Annotated in this window: 16 protein-coding genes and 2 pseudogenes; 10 read left to right on the forward strand and 8 right to left on the reverse strand. The window is 70.7% G+C overall.

The genetic code is table 11. The features are described from left to right. Nucleotides 1–107: 107 nt before the first annotated feature. Nucleotides 108–662 (forward strand): flavodoxin family protein, encoded by a 555-nt coding sequence (locus tag QQK35_RS18220; RefSeq protein ID WP_284255414.1) that lies wholly within the window; start codon nucleotides 108–110, stop codon nucleotides 660–662. Between the two features lie 105 nt (nucleotides 663–767). Here QQK35_RS18220 and QQK35_RS18225 read toward each other — a convergent pair whose 3' ends face one another. Genes QQK35_RS18225 through QQK35_RS18235 form a run of 3 tightly spaced genes read right to left on the reverse strand, consistent with a single transcriptional unit; the run spans nucleotide 768 to nucleotide 3,835 of the window. Continuing rightward, nucleotides 768–1,547, reverse strand: a complete 780-nt coding sequence (locus QQK35_RS18225) for an alpha/beta fold hydrolase (protein WP_284255416.1) — start codon at nucleotides 1,545–1,547, stop codon at nucleotides 768–770. Between the two features lie 10 nt (nucleotides 1,548–1,557). Next, on the reverse strand, nucleotides 1,558–3,423 hold the full coding sequence (locus tag QQK35_RS18230) for a heavy metal translocating P-type ATPase (RefSeq protein WP_284255417.1): 1,866 nt from the start codon (nucleotides 3,421–3,423) through the stop codon (nucleotides 1,558–1,560). Between the two features lies 1 nt (nucleotide 3,424). Continuing rightward, nucleotides 3,425–3,835, reverse strand: coding sequence for a pyridoxamine 5'-phosphate oxidase family protein (locus QQK35_RS18235; protein ID WP_284255418.1), 411 nt, complete (start codon nucleotides 3,833–3,835; stop codon nucleotides 3,425–3,427). 179 nt (nucleotides 3,836–4,014) lie between these two features. On the opposite strand from QQK35_RS18235, the gene QQK35_RS18240 reads away from it, so the two are divergent. Both QQK35_RS18240 and QQK35_RS18245 read left to right on the forward strand, forming a co-directional pair. Then, nucleotides 4,015–4,404 carry a DUF805 domain-containing protein gene (locus QQK35_RS18240; RefSeq protein ID WP_284255419.1) on the forward strand — a complete coding sequence of 130 codons (390 nt, stop codon included), beginning with the start codon at nucleotides 4,015–4,017 and terminating at the stop codon, nucleotides 4,402–4,404. Nucleotides 4,405–4,428: 24 nt separating this feature from the next. Then, the gene (locus QQK35_RS18245; protein ID WP_284255420.1) at nucleotides 4,429–4,848 is read left to right on the forward strand and encodes a hypothetical protein; all 420 of its coding nucleotides are present in this window, start codon (nucleotides 4,429–4,431) and stop codon (nucleotides 4,846–4,848) included. Here the strand turns inward: QQK35_RS18245 and QQK35_RS18250 are convergent. Together QQK35_RS18250 and QQK35_RS18255 are read right to left on the reverse strand one after the other, a co-directional pair. Continuing rightward, nucleotides 4,793–7,281: pseudogene (locus QQK35_RS18250) on the reverse strand (phosphoketolase family protein). The gene QQK35_RS18245 and the pseudogene QQK35_RS18250 overlap by 56 nt on opposite strands. A 52-nt stretch (nucleotides 7,282–7,333) precedes the next feature. Continuing rightward, nucleotides 7,334–7,774: a universal stress protein gene (locus QQK35_RS18255; protein WP_284255421.1), complete on the reverse strand. Its 441-nt coding sequence runs from the start codon at nucleotides 7,772–7,774 to the stop codon at nucleotides 7,334–7,336. A gap of 158 nt (nucleotides 7,775–7,932) precedes the next feature. On the opposite strand from QQK35_RS18255, the pseudogene QQK35_RS18260 reads away from it, so the two are divergent. The 4 genes and pseudogenes from QQK35_RS18260 to QQK35_RS18275 form a co-directional block, all read left to right on the forward strand. Next, a pseudogene (locus QQK35_RS18260) lies at nucleotides 7,933–9,266 on the forward strand (HAD-IC family P-type ATPase); the annotation flags it as partial. Between the two features lie 14 nt (nucleotides 9,267–9,280). Continuing rightward, the gene (locus tag QQK35_RS18265; RefSeq protein ID WP_284255422.1) at nucleotides 9,281–10,372 is read left to right on the forward strand and encodes an HAD-IC family P-type ATPase; all 1,092 of its coding nucleotides are present in this window, start codon (nucleotides 9,281–9,283) and stop codon (nucleotides 10,370–10,372) included. A 73-nt stretch (nucleotides 10,373–10,445) separates the two neighbouring features. Next, nucleotides 10,446–10,871 carry a universal stress protein gene (locus QQK35_RS18270; protein ID WP_284255423.1) on the forward strand — a complete coding sequence of 142 codons (426 nt, stop codon included), beginning with the start codon at nucleotides 10,446–10,448 and terminating at the stop codon, nucleotides 10,869–10,871. A 50-nt stretch (nucleotides 10,872–10,921) separates the two neighbouring features. Then, nucleotides 10,922–11,116 carry a hypothetical protein gene (locus QQK35_RS18275; RefSeq protein WP_284255424.1) on the forward strand — a complete coding sequence of 65 codons (195 nt, stop codon included), beginning with the start codon at nucleotides 10,922–10,924 and terminating at the stop codon, nucleotides 11,114–11,116. Nucleotides 11,117–11,143: 27 nt separating this feature from the next. Here the strand turns inward: QQK35_RS18275 and QQK35_RS18280 are convergent, their stop codons facing one another. Continuing rightward, nucleotides 11,144–11,818 (reverse strand): BON domain-containing protein, encoded by a 675-nt coding sequence (locus QQK35_RS18280; RefSeq protein ID WP_284255425.1) that lies wholly within the window; start codon nucleotides 11,816–11,818, stop codon nucleotides 11,144–11,146. After that, a complete protein-coding gene (locus tag QQK35_RS18285) occupies nucleotides 11,815–12,483 on the reverse strand; it encodes a BON domain-containing protein (RefSeq protein ID WP_284255427.1) in 669 nt (222 codons plus the stop codon). Before QQK35_RS18285 ends, QQK35_RS18280 begins: the two co-directional genes overlap by 4 nt. A 160-nt stretch (nucleotides 12,484–12,643) precedes the next feature. Between QQK35_RS18285 and QQK35_RS18290 the strand changes: the two genes are divergently transcribed. The 3 genes from QQK35_RS18290 to QQK35_RS18300 are packed head-to-tail and all read left to right on the forward strand — an operon-like array spanning nucleotide 12,644 to nucleotide 14,693. Then, the gene (locus tag QQK35_RS18290) at nucleotides 12,644–13,510 is read left to right on the forward strand and encodes a universal stress protein (protein WP_284255429.1); all 867 of its coding nucleotides are present in this window, start codon (nucleotides 12,644–12,646) and stop codon (nucleotides 13,508–13,510) included. Nucleotides 13,511–13,515: 5 nt separating this feature from the next. Beyond that, complete coding sequence (locus tag QQK35_RS18295) at nucleotides 13,516–14,244, forward strand: hypothetical protein (protein ID WP_284255431.1); 729 nt, start codon at nucleotides 13,516–13,518, stop codon at nucleotides 14,242–14,244. A 23-nt stretch (nucleotides 14,245–14,267) separates the two neighbouring features. Beyond that, the gene (locus QQK35_RS18300) at nucleotides 14,268–14,693 is read left to right on the forward strand and encodes a universal stress protein (RefSeq protein ID WP_284255432.1); all 426 of its coding nucleotides are present in this window, start codon (nucleotides 14,268–14,270) and stop codon (nucleotides 14,691–14,693) included. A gap of 41 nt (nucleotides 14,694–14,734) precedes the next feature. Here the strand turns inward: QQK35_RS18300 and QQK35_RS18305 are convergent, their stop codons facing one another. Further along, complete coding sequence (locus QQK35_RS18305) at nucleotides 14,735–15,187, reverse strand: GNAT family N-acetyltransferase (protein ID WP_284255434.1); 453 nt, start codon at nucleotides 15,185–15,187, stop codon at nucleotides 14,735–14,737. Nucleotides 15,188–15,219 lie beyond the last annotated feature (32 nt).

Below are 15,219 nucleotides of genomic sequence, written 5' to 3' on the forward strand. Positions count from 1 at the left end.
CCCACCGTGTCGTGCCCGTCGAGCGCCACCTAGGGTCGAAGGTCCCACGCCGTCCGAGGGGACCTTCGACCCTTCAGGCGGGGCCGGGTGCCGGACACGCTCGACACATGGACAGTTCTTCCACGCCCCGCGTGCTCATCGCCTACGAGTCGATGTTCGGAGCCACCCGCCAGGTGGCGGAGGCGATCTCCGACGGTGTTCGCGGCTCCGCCGAGGCGGACTGCCGCGACGTCCGGCGCGTCTCGCCGTTCGAGCTGCACCGGTTCGACCTGATCGTCGTCGGCGCTCCGACGCACGCCCGCTCCCTGCCGACGCCCGCGTCGCGGGCCGAGGCCGCCACATGGGTGGAGGGGCGGATGTACGGAGCGCAGCTCGAGGACCGCGCGCTGACTCCGGGACTTCGCGAATGGATCGATCGGACCGCGCTGTCAGGCCTGAAGATCACGCCGTTCACGACGCGAGTGGACATGTCGCGGCTGCTCAGCGGCTCCGCCCTGCCGGCCATCGCGCGCAGGCTCCGCCGAGCCGGTGCCCAGGTCGGCAGGCGCGGGTACGAGGCCCTCGTCGACGAGCACGGGCAGCTGTGCGACGGTGAAGTCGACCGGGCGCGGGAGTGGGGCGGCATCCTGGGGCGGAGCCTTCAGCATGAAGCGCGTGTCTGACGCCGAATGGCTGTACCTGAAGCAGCAGGCGGAGCGGGCTCTCGAGCCCCGGCCGTCGTCGGAGCGATCGTCCGATGCCGGAGCGCACGACGACCCGCCGGCGGTTCAGCCCACCGCCGTGGCGACGACACGGGCCATCCGTCGACGGATCACGTGATCTCCGCCGACCACGCGATGACTCGTCACGCCGCGCAGGCGCTCCGCGATGCGGATGCCGGCCGGGGCGAGGAACGGGTCGAGCGTCCCGTACACGATCTCGATCGGCACCCGGATCGCGGCCAGGTCGCTCACGGTGGTCTGCGACTCGATCGATCTCTGCAACGAGAGGACGAACGCGCGCCAATTGTCGTCGGAGACGTCGAGGAGATCCTTGATCGGCGACAGGCGCGCCAGCTGCCCGGCGGCCCGGATCGTGAACTCCTTGTTCTCGCGCAGGAACCCGTACGCGCGCAGGTAGAGCTCCATCGCTGCGCGGTCCAGCGGGTCGCCGATCGCTGACGGCGCGAGGTAGATCGGCGGGCTGACGAGGACCACCCGGCTGAGATCGCGGGGGAACGCGGCACCGTAGCGTGCCGCGATCAGCGCCCCCATCGAGTGCCCCACGAGCACGAACGGCGCGCCGACCCTCATCCGGCGCAGGGTCCGGTGAACGGCCGCTGCGTGGTCGTCCAGGGTGAAGGCCGCGTCATCCGGCGCCGGCGACCCGCCGAAGCCCAGGAGGTCGAGGGCCAGCACCCGGTGCCGTCCGTCGAGGAGCGGGATGACGTTCTCGAAGGTCACCCACGAGGATGCGATGCCGTGCAGCAGCACCACGACCGGGCCGGAGCCACGATCGGTGGCGACATGCAACAGCGGTCGCCGCCGCAGAAGACCCAGTCGCACCATCCTCCCGATGCTATTGGGGAGCCCGGGCCGCCCGGAGAGCGTTCAGGATGGTCAGAACGTCCACCGCCTCCTGGGCGAGCGCGCCGAAGATCGGCGGCAGGACTCCTGTCGTGGCAACGGCCATCAGCCCGACGCTGACGAGGACGCCGAACCACACGCTCTGACGCGCGATGCGTCGCGTGCGCCGCGCGATGCGCCGCGCATCCAGCAGCGCACCGAGCCGGTCCGTGACGATGACGGCGTCGGCCGACTCCCCGACCGCACCCAGCCCGGATCGACTCACCGCCACGCCGACGTCGGCGGACGCCAGGACGAGGACGTCGTTGATTCCGTCGCCGACCATGAGCACCGGGCGAGGCAGCAGCTCCTTCACCACGGCCGCCTTCTGCTCGGGTCGCAGACGAGCGTCGAAACGATCGATGCCGACGAGCGCGGCGACCGCTCGCGCCGTACCGGCGTCATCGCCGGTGAGCATGACGATCTGCTCGATGCCGTCCTCGTGCAAGCCCGCGATCGTGGCAGCGGCGTCGGACCGCAGCGGATCCCGCAGCAGGATCCGACCCATGCCCCGTCCGCCGAGGCTGACCGTGACCGCGACCACGCCGGCGATCGGCTGGGCGAGGGGTGCTCCGGTGAAGGCGGCGCTCCCCACCCGGAGCTCAGCGCCCTCGGCCTTGGCCCTCATGCCGTCGCCGGGCACCTCGGCGACGGCGGAGAGCGCCGGGAGGCGCAGGCCGCGCTCAGCGGCGGCCGCCACGATCGGGGCCGCCAGCGCATGCGCCGAGAGCGACTCGGCGGCGGCGGCCAGCGCGAGGAGGCGATCGGCATCGACGCCGTCGGCCGGTTCGACGCCGGCCACCATCGGGGCCCCGCCGGTGAGCGTGCCGGTCTTGTCGAACGCGGCCGTCCGCACCGCTGCGATCCGCTCCAGCACCTCCGCGTTCTTCGCCACGAGCCCCGCGCGGGCCGTGCGGCCCATCCCGGCGACGAACGCCGCCGGAGCGGCGATCAGGAGGGGGCATGGCGTCGCGACGACGAGGACCTCGGCGAACCGCAGGAACTCTCCAGTGATCAGCCAGGCGGCGGCGGCGATCAGCAGCGCGACCACGGTGAACGGCACGGCGATCCGGTCGCTCAACCGGACGAATCGGGAACGCGAACCTGCGGCGGCTCCCACGGCGTCGACGATGCGCTGGTACTCGCTCAGGCGGGCGGGTGCGGTGCATGCCACGCGAGCCGGCACGGTCGTCGCCACCGCGCCGCTCGGGATCTGCGCGCCCCGGGTCAGCGTCTCCGGAAGGCTCTCGCCCGAGACCGAGGACAGATCGAACGCGGCGCGGTCCTCGAGGAGTGTCCCGTCCACGGGAACGAGGTCGCCCGGCCGGACCAGGACGACATCGCCGACGGCGACCTCGTCGACGAGGACCTCGACGGTCGAGCCGTCGGGCAGCACACGGAATGCCTGCCGCGGCGCGCGTTCCATCAGGCTCTGGATCTCGCGGTGGGCACGACGCGACGCGAAGTCCTCGAGAGCGTCCCCGCCGGTCATCATGAGCGTGATCACCCAGGCGGCCCACCACTCTCCCACGACCATCGTGGAGGCGACGGCGAGCACGGCGAGGACATCGATGCCCCAGCGTTGCGAGCGGATGTCGGAGATCATCCTGATCAGCCGCCATCCCGCGACTCCGGCCGCCAGCGTGCCCAGGATCCACGGCACGCCCCCTGGTCCGAGTGTGAGCTGCCAGGTACCCGCGACGGCACCGATCAGCGCGGTCCCGCCGGCGAGCGACCAGGTCAGCGGGATGCGTCGGCGGCGGACCGGAGCCGCGACGACGGCCGCCGCAGGATTCGCCCGGGTCAGCGGGTCGCCCACCTCAGGCCCACAGCCGGGTCCGCTGCGGGGCGATGAACCTGCGCCCGCTGATGAGCTCGGGGGCGAAGCGGATGACCATGTGCTTGGGCGATGGATGCAGCGAGACGAGTTCGTCCAGAAGCCGTGCGAGGGCCGGGTCGGCCGCATCGAGGATTGTGACGTCACCCTCGAGGACAACGCTCCAGAACCGGTTGCCCGAGCGCCCGTCGACCTCGAACGCCGCGCGAGGGTGCGCCCAGGCCTCCATCGACTTGCGCCCCGGGCCGGTCCGGAAATAGAGGATGCCATCCTCGACGAGGTAGTTGACGGGGAAGATCTGCGGTCCCCGACCGGTGGCGAGGGCGAATCGCCCGATCCGCTCCGATCGGAGCAGATCCCAGCACTCGCCCTCCGTGATCGATTCCGCGTCCATCGCCGGCGTCCTCACTCCCTCTCGCTGAATTCATCGTCCGCTGCCGACCGGAGCCCCGACAGGGCCATTGGTCCCTTCCGCCTTGGCGCCACCCGCTCTCGTGAAGGTCGACGTCGCGCGCAGCACGGCGGGACGTTCGGCCCTGGGGCGGTGGCGACGACGAGGGCACCGTTGATCGCATGATGACCTTCCCGACGGCGATCACGACCGTGTTTCGTAAGTACGCAGACTTCTCAGGCCGAGCCGCGCGCCCGGAGTTCTGGTGGTTCGCGCTCTTCGGAGCTCTGGTCTCCGCCGCGCTCAACTCGCTGAACGTGCTCACCCCTGAGGGCACCGTCTACCTCGGCTCGAGCCTCTCGGGCCTGTGGGGTCTGGCCACGCTTCTGCCGATGCTCGCGGTCACCGTGCGCCGGCTGCGCGATGCGGGGTTCGGCTGGGGACACATCTTCTGGGTGCTGCTGCCGGTGGCCGGCGTCGTGGTCCTGGTCGTCCTCCTGGCACAGCGGAGCACGGCAGCGGCGGCGCCGACCGGTGTCCCGAGGGCGCCCACGGCGGCGGCGGCGGGCTGACCCATGGTCGCGCGTCCAACCCGCGTGTTGCTGGCGGTCCTGCACGCCCTCGTCGCGGTGACCGCCGGAGCGGGAGGCGGCGCGCTGATGCTGGGCGGACTCCGTCCCGATCTGGCCGGCCCCCTGGTCCCGCCGGTCTCGTACCTGGACGGCTCGCTGTTCACGTCCTATCTGGTTCCCGGGATCCTCCTGCTCGGGGTCATCGGCGGCACCCACATCGTGGCGTTCGTTGCGCAGCTGAGGCGGACGCCGCATGCGCCGGTATGGTCGACGGCGGCCGCCTTCGGGACGCTCATCTGGATCTTCGTGCAGATGATCTACGTCCCCTTCAGCTTCCTGCAGGCGGCGTACTTCGCGGTCGGCATCGCCGAGTGCGGGCTCGTGCTGCTCACGCTCGGGGTGCTCCGCCCGCACGGCGAGCGGACGGCACGCCGCGGAGCCTAGGGGCGGTCCACCGCCACTCGGCGATCTCGGGGATGTCCTCGCCGCGCTCCCGCGTGTAGGCGCGGGCACGCGCGCGGGCGTCGACCAGTTCCTGCCGGAGCCCGGCGTGCCGGGCCGCGAGGCCGGGCACCCGGTCGAGGACGTCGATCGCGAGGTGGTAGCGGTCGAGGTCGTTGAGCATGACCATGTCGAACGGCGTCGTGGTGGTGCCGCGTTCCATGAACCCGCGCGCGTGGATCTGGTCGTGCCCGCGGCGCCGGTAGGTCAGCCGATGGATCATCCAGGGGTAGCCGTGGTACGCGAAGATCACCGGACGGTCGACGGTGAAGAGGGCGTCGAACTCGATGTCGGACAGACCGTGCGGATGCTCGCGCTCCGACTGCAGCCGCATGATGTCGACGACGTTGACTACCCGGATCGCGAGGTCCGGGATCCGCTCGCGCAGGATCGTCGCGGCGGCGAGGGTCTCCAGGGTCGGCACGTCGCCGGCGCAGGCGAGCACGGCATCCGGCTCCTCGCCCTCGCGCTCGGTCCCGGCCCACGGGAGCACCCCGAGCCCGCGCGCGCAGTGCTCGACGGCCTCCTCCATGGTGAGCCACTGGGGTGCCGGCTGCTTGCCCGCGACGACGACGTTGACGTAGTCCTCCGAGCGGAGGCAGTGGTCGTAGGTGGAGAGCAGCGTGTTCGCGTCGAACGGGAAGTAGACCCGCACGACCTCGGAGCTCTTGTTGACGGCCAGATCGACGAAGCCGGGGTCCTGGTGGCTGAAGCCGTTGTGGTCTTGTCGCCAGACGTGGCTGGAGAGCAGGTAGTTCAGGCTCGAGATGGGCCGGCGCCACGGGATCCGGCGAGACGACTCCAGCCACTTGGCGTGCTGGTTGAACATCGAGTCGACGATGTGCACGAACGCCTCGTAGCAGTTGAAGAGACCGTGCCGGCCGGTCAGCAGGTAGCCCTCGAGCCAGCCCTGGCACTGATGCTCGCTGAGCACCTCCAGCACACGTCCGGCGCGGGCCAGGTCGACATCGCCCGGCCGGTATTCGGCGTTCCACTGCTTGGCCGTGGCCTCGTAGACCGCCGGCGCGAGGCGGTTGGACGCGGTCTCGTCGGGGCCCACGATCCGGAAGGTGGTCGGGTTGAGGCGGATCACGTCGGCGAGCCATCGTCCGAGCACGGCGGTGGCTTGATCATCCACGCCGCCCGGTTCGGCGACCTCCACGGCGTAGTCGCGGAAGTCCGGCAGCCGCAGCGGCACGCGCAGCAGGCCGCCGTTCGCGGCGGGGTTGGCGCTCATCCGGCGCTCGCCCTCGGGCGCGAGCGCCACCACCTCCTGGCGTGGAGCGCCCGCCTCGTCGAAGAGCTCGTCCGGTCGGTAGGAGCGCAGCCAGTCCTCGAGGATGCGGAGGTGCTCCGCCGTGTCGCGCGCGTTGGGGAGGGGCACCTGGTGCGATCGGAACGTGCCCTCCACGGCCACGCCGTCGATCTCCTCGGGGCAGGTCCATCCCTTCGGAGTCCGCAGGATGATCATCGGCCAGCGCAGTCGCGGCGCCTCCGGATCCGAGGCGGCGACCCGCCGGATCTCCCGGATGCGGTCCAGCACGTCGTCGAGGGTCGCGGCGAAGCGCTCGTGCACCGCTCGCGGGTCCTCGTGCCCGAAACCCCCGGAGACCAGGAACGGCTCGTGGCCGTACCCCCGCATGAGCTCGAGCAGCTCCTCCTCCGGGATGCGGGCCAGCACGGTCGGGTTGGCGATCTTGTACCCGTTGAGGTGCAGGATCGGCAGCACGACGCCGTCCTGGCGCGGGTCGAGGAACTTGTTGGAGTGCCAGCCGGTCGCCAGTGGTCCGGTCTCCGCCTCCCCGTCGCCGATCACGCAGGCGACCAGCAGGTCGGGGTTGTCGAAGGCGGCGCCGTACGCGTGGCTGAGCGAGTAGCCCAGCTCGCCCCCTCGTGGATCGACCCGGGGGTGTCCGGGGAGGCGTGGCTCGGGATCCCGCCCGGGAAGGAGAACCGGCGGAACATCCGCTCGATCCCGGCCTCGGTCCGGTCGACCTCGGGGTACAGCTCGCTGTAGGTGCCGTCGAGGTAGGCGCTCGCCACCATCCCGGGACCCCCGTGCCCGGGGCCGCACACGAAGAGCGTGTTCAGGTCGCGCTCCCGGATCGCGCGATTGAGGTGCGCCCAGAGGAAGTTCAGACCCGGCGTCGTGCCCCAATGCCCCAGCAGCCGGGGCTTGACGTGCTCCGCGCGAAGCGGCTCGCGCAGCAGCGGGTTCGCGAGGAGGTAGATCTGGCCGATGCTGAGATAGTTCGCCGCCCGCCACCAGGCGTCGATCCTGTCGATGGTCTCACTGGTGATCGGCGCGCGCCGCTCGTCGGTTTCCACCCCGCCAGCCTGCTCCCCGGCGATCGCTGAGCCAAGGGTCGGGACCATTCTCATCCCGTTCCGGCGAGCCCCGGTGCACCGGGTCCGCGCGTCACGAACCTCACACTGCGGAATGCACCACGAGAACGGGGCAGTGCGCATGCTCGGCGCACGCCGCGCTGACCGAACCCAACAGAAGGCCGGCGAATCCGCCGCGCCCCCGGCTGCCGACGACGAGCATCTGGGCGCCCTGACTGGCGTCGATCAGCACCTTCGCGGCGGGACCCTGCACGACGTCGATCGGAATCGGGGAGGCGGCACCGTACACCTGCTCGACGGCGGCCGTGGCGGCACTCCGGGTCTCCGGTTCGGGCGAGTAGTCAGGGGTGACGATCGGGTTGTACATGAAGGGCCATTCCCAGGTGGCGATGACCTCCACCGTGCCGTGCACCGCGTCGGCGATGCGCTTGGCCACGCGCAACGCCTCGACTGCGTGCTCGGAGCCGTCAACGCCCACGACAACGCGGGTGGGAGGTACAGGAACAATGCGGTTCTCATTCATGGGGCCACGATCAGCCCGCCGAGCGACGAACTGAAGGGCCGAAGGTCCTCCGCGCCCGGCAGGCGGACGGTCATACTGGCGCCATGACCGCGGCTCTCGACTGGTCGGCGCGGTCCGCGGCGGACGCGCTTGCCGCGGTGAGGAGTCGAGCCCGCGGCCTGACCGACGAGGAGGCGCGGGACCGGCTGGCCGTCGACGGTCCGAACCTGCTGCGCCGGCGACGGAGTGGGGCGCTCGGGGTGCTCGCGCGGCAGTTCCGCAACGCGGTGCTGATCCTGCTGATCGTGAGCGCGGCGCTCGCGGGGCTGCTCGGGGATGCCGTCGATGCCATCATCATCGGGGTGATCCTGCTCGCCAGCGTGGGACTGGGCTTCGTCGAGGAGTACGCCGCGGAGCGGACCACCGGCCGGCTGCAGGACTCGATGGCCCACCAGGCGCTCGTGGTGCGCGATGGCCACGCGCGGTCGATCCCGGTCACCGACATCGTGGTCGGCGACGTCGTCCATCTGACGATGGGCAGCCGGGTGCCGGCCGACCTGCGCATGCTCGAAACGCACGATCTGACCTGCGACGAGAGCGTGCTGACGGGGAGCAGAGCCCCTCGATGAAGTCGCCGGACCCGACGCCACCCGGCGCGGCACTCGCCGAGCGGACGTCGCTCGCCTATCAGGGCACGATCGTCCGGTCGGGCTCGGCGACGGGCGTTGTCATCGCGACGGGCGCGGATACCGAGATCGGACGCATCGCGCAGCAGCTCGGCGGGCGGCTCCCCGAGACCGCGTTCCAGGCCGGTCTGCGGCGCTTCTCGCTGCTGCTGATGTGGGTTGCGGCGGTGCTGGTGGCGACCGTACTGCTCACCAGTGCACTCCTGCACCGTCCGATCCTCGACTCCCTGCTCTTCGCGTTGGCCATTGCGGTGGGCATCACCCCGCAGCTCCTCCCTGCCGTCGTGAACACCTCGCTGGCGGCCGGGGCGCGTCGGCTGGCTCGCCGAAAGGTGGTCGTCAAGCGCCTGGTCTGCATCGAGGACCTCGGCAACATCGAGGTGCTCGTCACCGACAAGACCGGGACCCTAACGACGGGGGAGATCGAGTTCACGGCGTCGCTCGATCCCGGAGGAACGCCCGACTCGCGAATCGCCGGCATCGCCGTGGCGACGGTCGATCCAGCCGGGACGGGCGCGGGCAGCACTGACGCCCTGGACGCCGCGCTGGTCAGGGCGACGGACGTGATCCCCGCAGCCACCGTCCGCCTGCCGTTCGATCACGCCCGGCGTCGTGCGAGCGGAATCGGCCCGGACAGCACCCTGGTGTGCAAGGGCGCGCCCGATGCGATCCTCCCGCTGTGCGATGAGGTCCCGCCCGCTGCGGCGGAGGTCGTGCGCCAGCAGCTGGAGCAGGGGTTCGGCTGCTGGCGGTCGCCTCGAAGCCGTTCGACGGCGGCGGAATCACCGCCCAGGACGAGACCGGTCTCACGCTGCGCGGGTTCCTGACCTTCTCGGATGCAGTGCGCCCCGAGGCCGCTGCGGCCATCCAGCGGCTGGAGGCGCTCGGCATCCGCCTCATCGTGGCGACGGGTGACCACCCCGCGGTGGCCGAGACGGTGTGCACGCGCCTGGGCGTCCCCAGCGCCGGCACCCTGACGGGCGCGGAGCTGGACGCGCTGGACGACGACGCTCTCGCCGCGTCGCTACGGGAGACGGTCATCGTCGCCAGGGTCAGCCCGGAGCAGAAGGCCCGCGTCGTGTCGGTGCTTCGGCGAAGCGGAGCCGTCGCTTTCTTGGGCGACGGGGTCAACGACGCCCTCGCCCTGCACGATTCCGATGTGGGCATCTCCGTCGACACGGCGACGGACGTGGCCAAGGACGCCGCCGACGTCGTGCTGCTCGAGAAGAGCCTCGCCGTGCTCGCGGACGGCGTGGAGCAGGGTCGGCGCATATTCCGCAACACCCTCAAGTACGTCTACATGGCGGCGTCGGGCAACCTCGGCAACATGATCAGCGCGGCGGCGGCCTCCGCGTTCCTGCCGTTCCTGCCCATGCTGCCGGGCCAGATCCTCCTCGGGAACCTCCTCTACGACGCGAGCCAGCTCACGATCTCCACCGACCGGGTGGACCGCGACGCCCTGCGCCGGCCATCGAAATGGGACATCGGCCTCATCGGACGCTTCATGCTGGTCTTCGGGCCGCTCAGCACCTTCTTCGACCTGGCGACCTTCGCGATGCTGATCGGCGTCTTCCACGCGACACCCTCCGAGTTCCGGTCGGGCTGGTTCGTCGAATCGCTCGTGTCCCAGGCGCTGGTCGTGCTGGTCATCCGCACGCAGCGTTTCCCATTCCTACGCAGCCGGCCCGGCACGGCGCTCCTCGTCGCCGTCTTCGCCGTGGCGGGCGCCGCGGTGCTGCTCCCGTTCGCTCCGTTCGCCGGCGCGCTCGGGATGCAGCCTGTCCCCGTCGGCATGCTGCTCGCACTGGGAGGACTCGTGGTGGCGTATCTGGTGGTGGCGGACATCGCGAAGCGGCTCTTCTTCCACCGAGAGGATCGCCCAGCGCGCCCGACCGTCGACCGTCGGCTCCACCGCGCGGTGGGGGTCTCGTGAGATGACGGCGGGCCGGACGCGACGGGACCTTGGTCCCTGTGCCTGAAGCGGAGCGCCCGATGGGATGAGACGCATGGGAGAGACGACGTCGGCACCGATCATCGTGGGATTCGACGGATCCGAGGCGTCGACCGATGCGCTCCGACAGGCCCGCGAGATGGCCGACGCCCTTGATCGTCCGGTCGTGGTCCTCGTCGCCTGGCGCTACTCCTCACTCAGCGGCGTCGGTGGACTGATGAACCTGTGGGGCGCCTTCGGCGACGCCGAGCGCGCTGCGCTTGACGCCGTCCGCGCCGTCTATGGGGAATCCGTCCCGGACAGGGTCGCGGTCGAGTTGGTCGATGGTGCACCCGCCGACGAGCTGGTCCGCGCGTCCGACCGGGCATCGATGCTCGTGGTGGGGAGCCGTGGCCTCGGAGGTCTCGGCCAGCTCCTCCTCGGGTCCGTGAGCGCGCCGGTCGCCGAGCACGCGCGCTGCCCCGTGCTGGTCGTGCACTGAGGCGAGCGGCGCCGCGAGCGTGTTGTGCAGGACCGAACGAAGGAGCCGACATGGCGGAGAAGACGCGCATCGTCGAACGCAACGGCGTCGGCGGCCTGCTGATGCTGATGGCGTATGTCGGCGCTGCCATCTACTTCATCTCGCACAGCGATGGCAGCTTCTGGGCGGTGATCCTGAGCCTGCTCCAGGCGATCGTCTGGCCTGTCTACGTCGTCTACGGGGTGCTGGGCGCGCTCGCGGTCTGAAGGCGCGCCGCCGCCCGCGTGAGATGTTCACACGTCGCTGGTGACGGTCAGCCGGTCCTCGATCGCGGTCACGTTGGGCGATCCCCATGCTGCGGAGATCGCCTGTCGACGTGCGAGCTCGGTGCGCACCGCGCCGGTGAGGGTGACACGGGTGCCGGTGACGGCCACGTGGATGTCGGTGCCGGCGAGAAGCGCGTTGCGGCGCAGTGCTCGACGGACCGAGCTCGCCGTCTCCTCCGCCGAGGCACGCAACGACAGGGTGATCCGGTTTCTGATCTCCCGGACCCCGCCGACGTGCTCGGCGATGCGGCGGGCCGCCGCCCTCTGGTGGTCCCAGTCGACCTCGCCGCGCAACGTGACCACGCCGTCCCGGACGGTGGCCTGCACCGTGGCGGGGACCTCCGTCGACCACGAGAGGCCGTGCTCCATCGCCTCCGCGATCGATGCATCCGTCACCGCACCGCCGACGGGTCGTCGTACCTCGAGGTCGTCGACGAGAGTCGAGACCCCGCGGACCCGCAGCGCGGCGCGCACCGCAGCGACCCGCTCGATGTAGCTGTCGACTCGTCCCGAGAGGCGGACCGCTCCGTCCTCCACCGCGACGCCGATCCCTGCGGCGTCGACGTCCGGGGTCCATCGCAGCTCATCCTGGACGTGCTGCTGGATCTGCCGGTCGGAGACGACCGTTCCCGAAGGCGTCATGGAGCGACCAGAAGCTGGTTGTCGACGGCGGTGACGTTCGGATCGGCCCACGCCGCCAGCTCGGCCTGCCGCCGCTCGGCGATCGACCTGACCGTCCCGGTGAGCTTCACCCGGGTTCCCTCGGCGGTGACGTGGATGCTCTGCGCGTCCAGAGCCGCGTTGCGAAGCAGGGCCGCGTGGATTCGTTTCGAAGTGGCATCCGCCGATGCGCGCGGGGTGAGCTCGATCAGGTCGAGCACATCCCGCGCGCCCTTGATCCCGCGCACGAGCCGACGGGCTTGGGCGCGCTCGTAGTTCCAATCAGCCGTCCCGGTCAGAGTGACGCGCCCGTGACTGACCGTCGCCTTCACTGTCGAGGGGAGCGTCCCCGCGTACTCGAACGCGTGCTCGATCGCCTGCGCGATCGTGCTATCGGTGAGGATTCCCGCGGCGGGCGGGTTGACGATGAGTTCGTCGGCGAGAGCGAGCACTCCATGGACCCGCAGCGCCGCTCGGGTCGCGGCAACCCTCTCGGTGTAGCTCGGCACCTCGCCGGTCAGCGTGACGCCGCCGTGGTCGACGGCGACGCCGATCCGGGCGGCATCGACATCGGGGGTCCAGTCGAGCTCGTCGCGCACCGCCTGGAGGATCTCGTGGTCGGTGCGCTGCATGCCTGCGGTCTTCATATCCGTGTTCCTCTCCGTGACGGATTGCTGCGAGCGTGCCCCTCCCGCGTGCTCTGCGGGAGGGGCGAAGGTCCCGCGACCGCGAGGGGACCTTCGGCCCTGCCGTGGCCGCTGTCGGCGCGGCACCCTCGTGAGAAAGCCGACACGGAGAGGAACGATCATGGAACGCATCGTCGTCGGAGTGGGGGACTCCGCCAGCCACAAGGCGGTTGAGTGGGTGATCCGTCGCGCCGCGCACCGTGCCGTGGAGGTCCGTCTGGTCCGGGCGTTCGACATGCTCGCCTCGGATCCGAACGACAACCGCATCACCTTGGACCGCGTCCGCGACCACGTCCGGAAGGCGCTTCCCGGCACCGAAGTGCACACCTCGCTCGAGATGAAGACCGTCCCCGACGCGCTGGTCGACGCGGCCGAGCACGCCGATCTCGTCGTCATCGGCGCGCACCGCGACCACCCGGTGCAGTCGACGCTGCAGGGATCGGTGCCGCTTCGGATCGCGTCCCGTGCCCACGCGTCGACCGTCATCGTGCCGACGGACTGGGAGCCCGGCCATGACCGGGAGGTCGTCGTCGGAATGGCCGATGACGACACCAGCTCCGCAGCTCTTCTCTTCGCCGCCCATGAGGCCGCCGCAGCTCGCGCGCGTCTCACGGTCGTGCACACCTGGGCCATGCCCGTCCGCACCATCACGGACGTGCTGGTCAGTGAGGACGTCGAGCTCCGCGATGCGCATCAGCGGGAGGTGAGCCGGGCGGTCGACGACCTTCGCGACGCCGTTGCGCACCTCGACGTCAGAGGAGCACTCGAGGAGCGGCCGACCGCCGACGCCCTCGCCGATCATGCGCGCACCGCCGAACTCGTCGTCATCGGCAGCCACCGATGGGGAGCGATCGTCGGCATCGTCCTCGGCTCGACCGCGCGCGCGCTGCTGTCGCGCACGAGCACGCCGATCAGCATCGTCCCCCGCCCGCCCGCGTTCACACCGAAATCGACGACGACGAGTTCGCCGTCGACGCCTGAGAGATGACGACCATGACCGGACCGCACGCCGCCACCGTCGAGGGCGGTACCGACGACTTCGAGCCCTTCGGTGCGTGCTGGCTCGCCGACGACGACACCTCCGCCGCGCAACGCGCGTACGAGTGGGCGTTGGAGCGCATGGCCGCCCGCGACATCCCGCTGTCCCGCTTCCATGTCGCCGACCTGAACGACCCGCTGTCGATGCCCACCCTTCCGCTGCCGCACCCCGCCGACGTGGTGGTCGTGGGAGTCTCCGACGCCGCGAGCCGGCGCAGGGCTCGCGCGCTCGTCAATCTGTTCGGCTGCTCGATCGTCATCGTGCCGGAGGATCACTCCGGCGGTCACGGGATCGTCTGCGGCGTCGACCGGGTCACGACGGCAGGAATCACCGCCGCCGCGGCTGGTGTGGAGGCGGAGCACTCCCGACAGCCGTTGCTGCTGCTCCACGCGGTCGCAGTCAAGGCGCACCCCTTCTCCACGCGGCCCGGTCACGTCGACCCGCCGTTGCGGATCGGACGGACCGCCATCGAACGCCACCACCCGATGGTCGACCTGACCTGCCGCCTGCGCTCGATCGCCGCCGTTCACGCGCTCCTCGACGAGTCGCGTGGCCGGGAGCTGCTCGTCGTGGGCGGGGAACGGATCACCTCGCACGTGTCCGTGCTGGGTGAACTCATCGATCGGACGAGCATCCCGCTCCTGATCGCCCGTGGCGGCGGCTCCAGCCGCCTCATGGACTGACCACGTCAGAGAAGGGAACGAACATGAACGACAAGAACTCCGCTCCGGTCGTCGTCGGAATCGACGGTTCGGAGGCCTCGATCGCGGCGCTTCGACACGCTCGCGATTTGGCCGAGGTCCTCGGCCGGAGGGTCCTGGCGATCTCCGCCTGGCAGCTCCCCGCCTTCTACGGGGGCGGTCCGTGGGCTTACGACTGGGATCCTGCCGAGGATGCGAAGCGCGTTCTGGATGACGCCGTCATCGAGGTCTACGGCGACGCCGATCCCGACAGCCTCTCGAAGGAGGTCGCCGAGTGCAACCCGGCTGCGGTGCTCATCAGGCGATCGAAGGACGCCCTCATGGTCGCCGTCGGCAGCCGCGGGCACGGTGGATTCGCCGGGCTCCTCCTGGGTTCGGTCAGCGCGGCGGTCGCGGAGCACGCGAGCTGTCCGGTGCTCGTGACCCACTGACGTCGCCCTCGACCGACGCCAGAGCCGCGCGCCTCACGCAGTCACGCTGCTCGGCGCACGACCCCCGGGTGCTCGGTGTTCACGAGGTCGGCGTACTCGGGGTTGTTCTCGATGAAGGTGCGCACGATCGGGCACAGGATCGTCACCGTCTTGCCCTGTGCTCGCACGTCGTCCAGCACGCGCCGGATCAGCTCCGTGGCGACGCCCTGCTTCCGGAACTCCGGGAACACGGAGGTGGCCAGCAGCACGAGCCGGTCGTCGCCGACCCGGTTATAGGTCAGGACGCCGACCTCGCGATCTCCGACGATGGCGTCGTAGCTGCCGAATTCCTCGTTCTTCACGACGTCGAAGTCGAACGCGGGCGCGTGCGGATCGTCGAGCACCTCGTCGATGAGAACCACCTGGTCCTGGCTGAGGGTGCCCGTGCCATCCGGGTACCCGGCCTCGTCGGGGAATTCGAAGTCGTAGCGGGTCGGCTCGGCGGGGTCGGTCATGGGGTTGCTCCTTCGAGGTCGGTGGGGGAGGC

Origin of the sequence: Pseudolysinimonas kribbensis, from assembly GCF_030161895.1 — a bacterium.
Taxonomy (GTDB): Bacteria; Actinomycetota; Actinomycetes; order Actinomycetales; family Microbacteriaceae; genus Pseudolysinimonas; species Pseudolysinimonas kribbensis.

Coding starts and splice junctions, on each gene's coding strand:
- QQK35_RS18220 (WP_284255414.1), top strand. CDS start 108: ATGGACAGTTCTTCCACGCCCCGCGTGCTCATCGCCTACGAGTCGATG.
- QQK35_RS18225 (WP_284255416.1), bottom strand. CDS start 1,547: ATGGTGCGACTGGGTCTTCTGCGGCGGCGACCGCTGTTGCATGTCGCC.
- QQK35_RS18235 (WP_284255418.1), bottom strand. CDS start 3,835: ATGGACGCGGAATCGATCACGGAGGGCGAGTGCTGGGATCTGCTCCGA.
- QQK35_RS18240 (WP_284255419.1), top strand. CDS start 4,015: ATGATGACCTTCCCGACGGCGATCACGACCGTGTTTCGTAAGTACGCA.
- QQK35_RS18255 (WP_284255421.1), bottom strand. CDS start 7,774: ATGAATGAGAACCGCATTGTTCCTGTACCTCCCACCCGCGTTGTCGTG.
- QQK35_RS18270 (WP_284255423.1), top strand. CDS start 10,446: ATGGGAGAGACGACGTCGGCACCGATCATCGTGGGATTCGACGGATCC.
- QQK35_RS18275 (WP_284255424.1), top strand. CDS start 10,922: ATGGCGGAGAAGACGCGCATCGTCGAACGCAACGGCGTCGGCGGCCTG.
- QQK35_RS18280 (WP_284255425.1), bottom strand. CDS start 11,818: ATGACGCCTTCGGGAACGGTCGTCTCCGACCGGCAGATCCAGCAGCAC.
- QQK35_RS18285 (WP_284255427.1), bottom strand. CDS start 12,483: ATGAAGACCGCAGGCATGCAGCGCACCGACCACGAGATCCTCCAGGCG.
- QQK35_RS18290 (WP_284255429.1), top strand. CDS start 12,644: ATGGAACGCATCGTCGTCGGAGTGGGGGACTCCGCCAGCCACAAGGCG.
- QQK35_RS18295 (WP_284255431.1), top strand. CDS start 13,516: ATGACCGGACCGCACGCCGCCACCGTCGAGGGCGGTACCGACGACTTC.
- QQK35_RS18300 (WP_284255432.1), top strand. CDS start 14,268: ATGAACGACAAGAACTCCGCTCCGGTCGTCGTCGGAATCGACGGTTCG.
- QQK35_RS18305 (WP_284255434.1), bottom strand. CDS start 15,187: ATGACCGACCCCGCCGAGCCGACCCGCTACGACTTCGAATTCCCCGAC.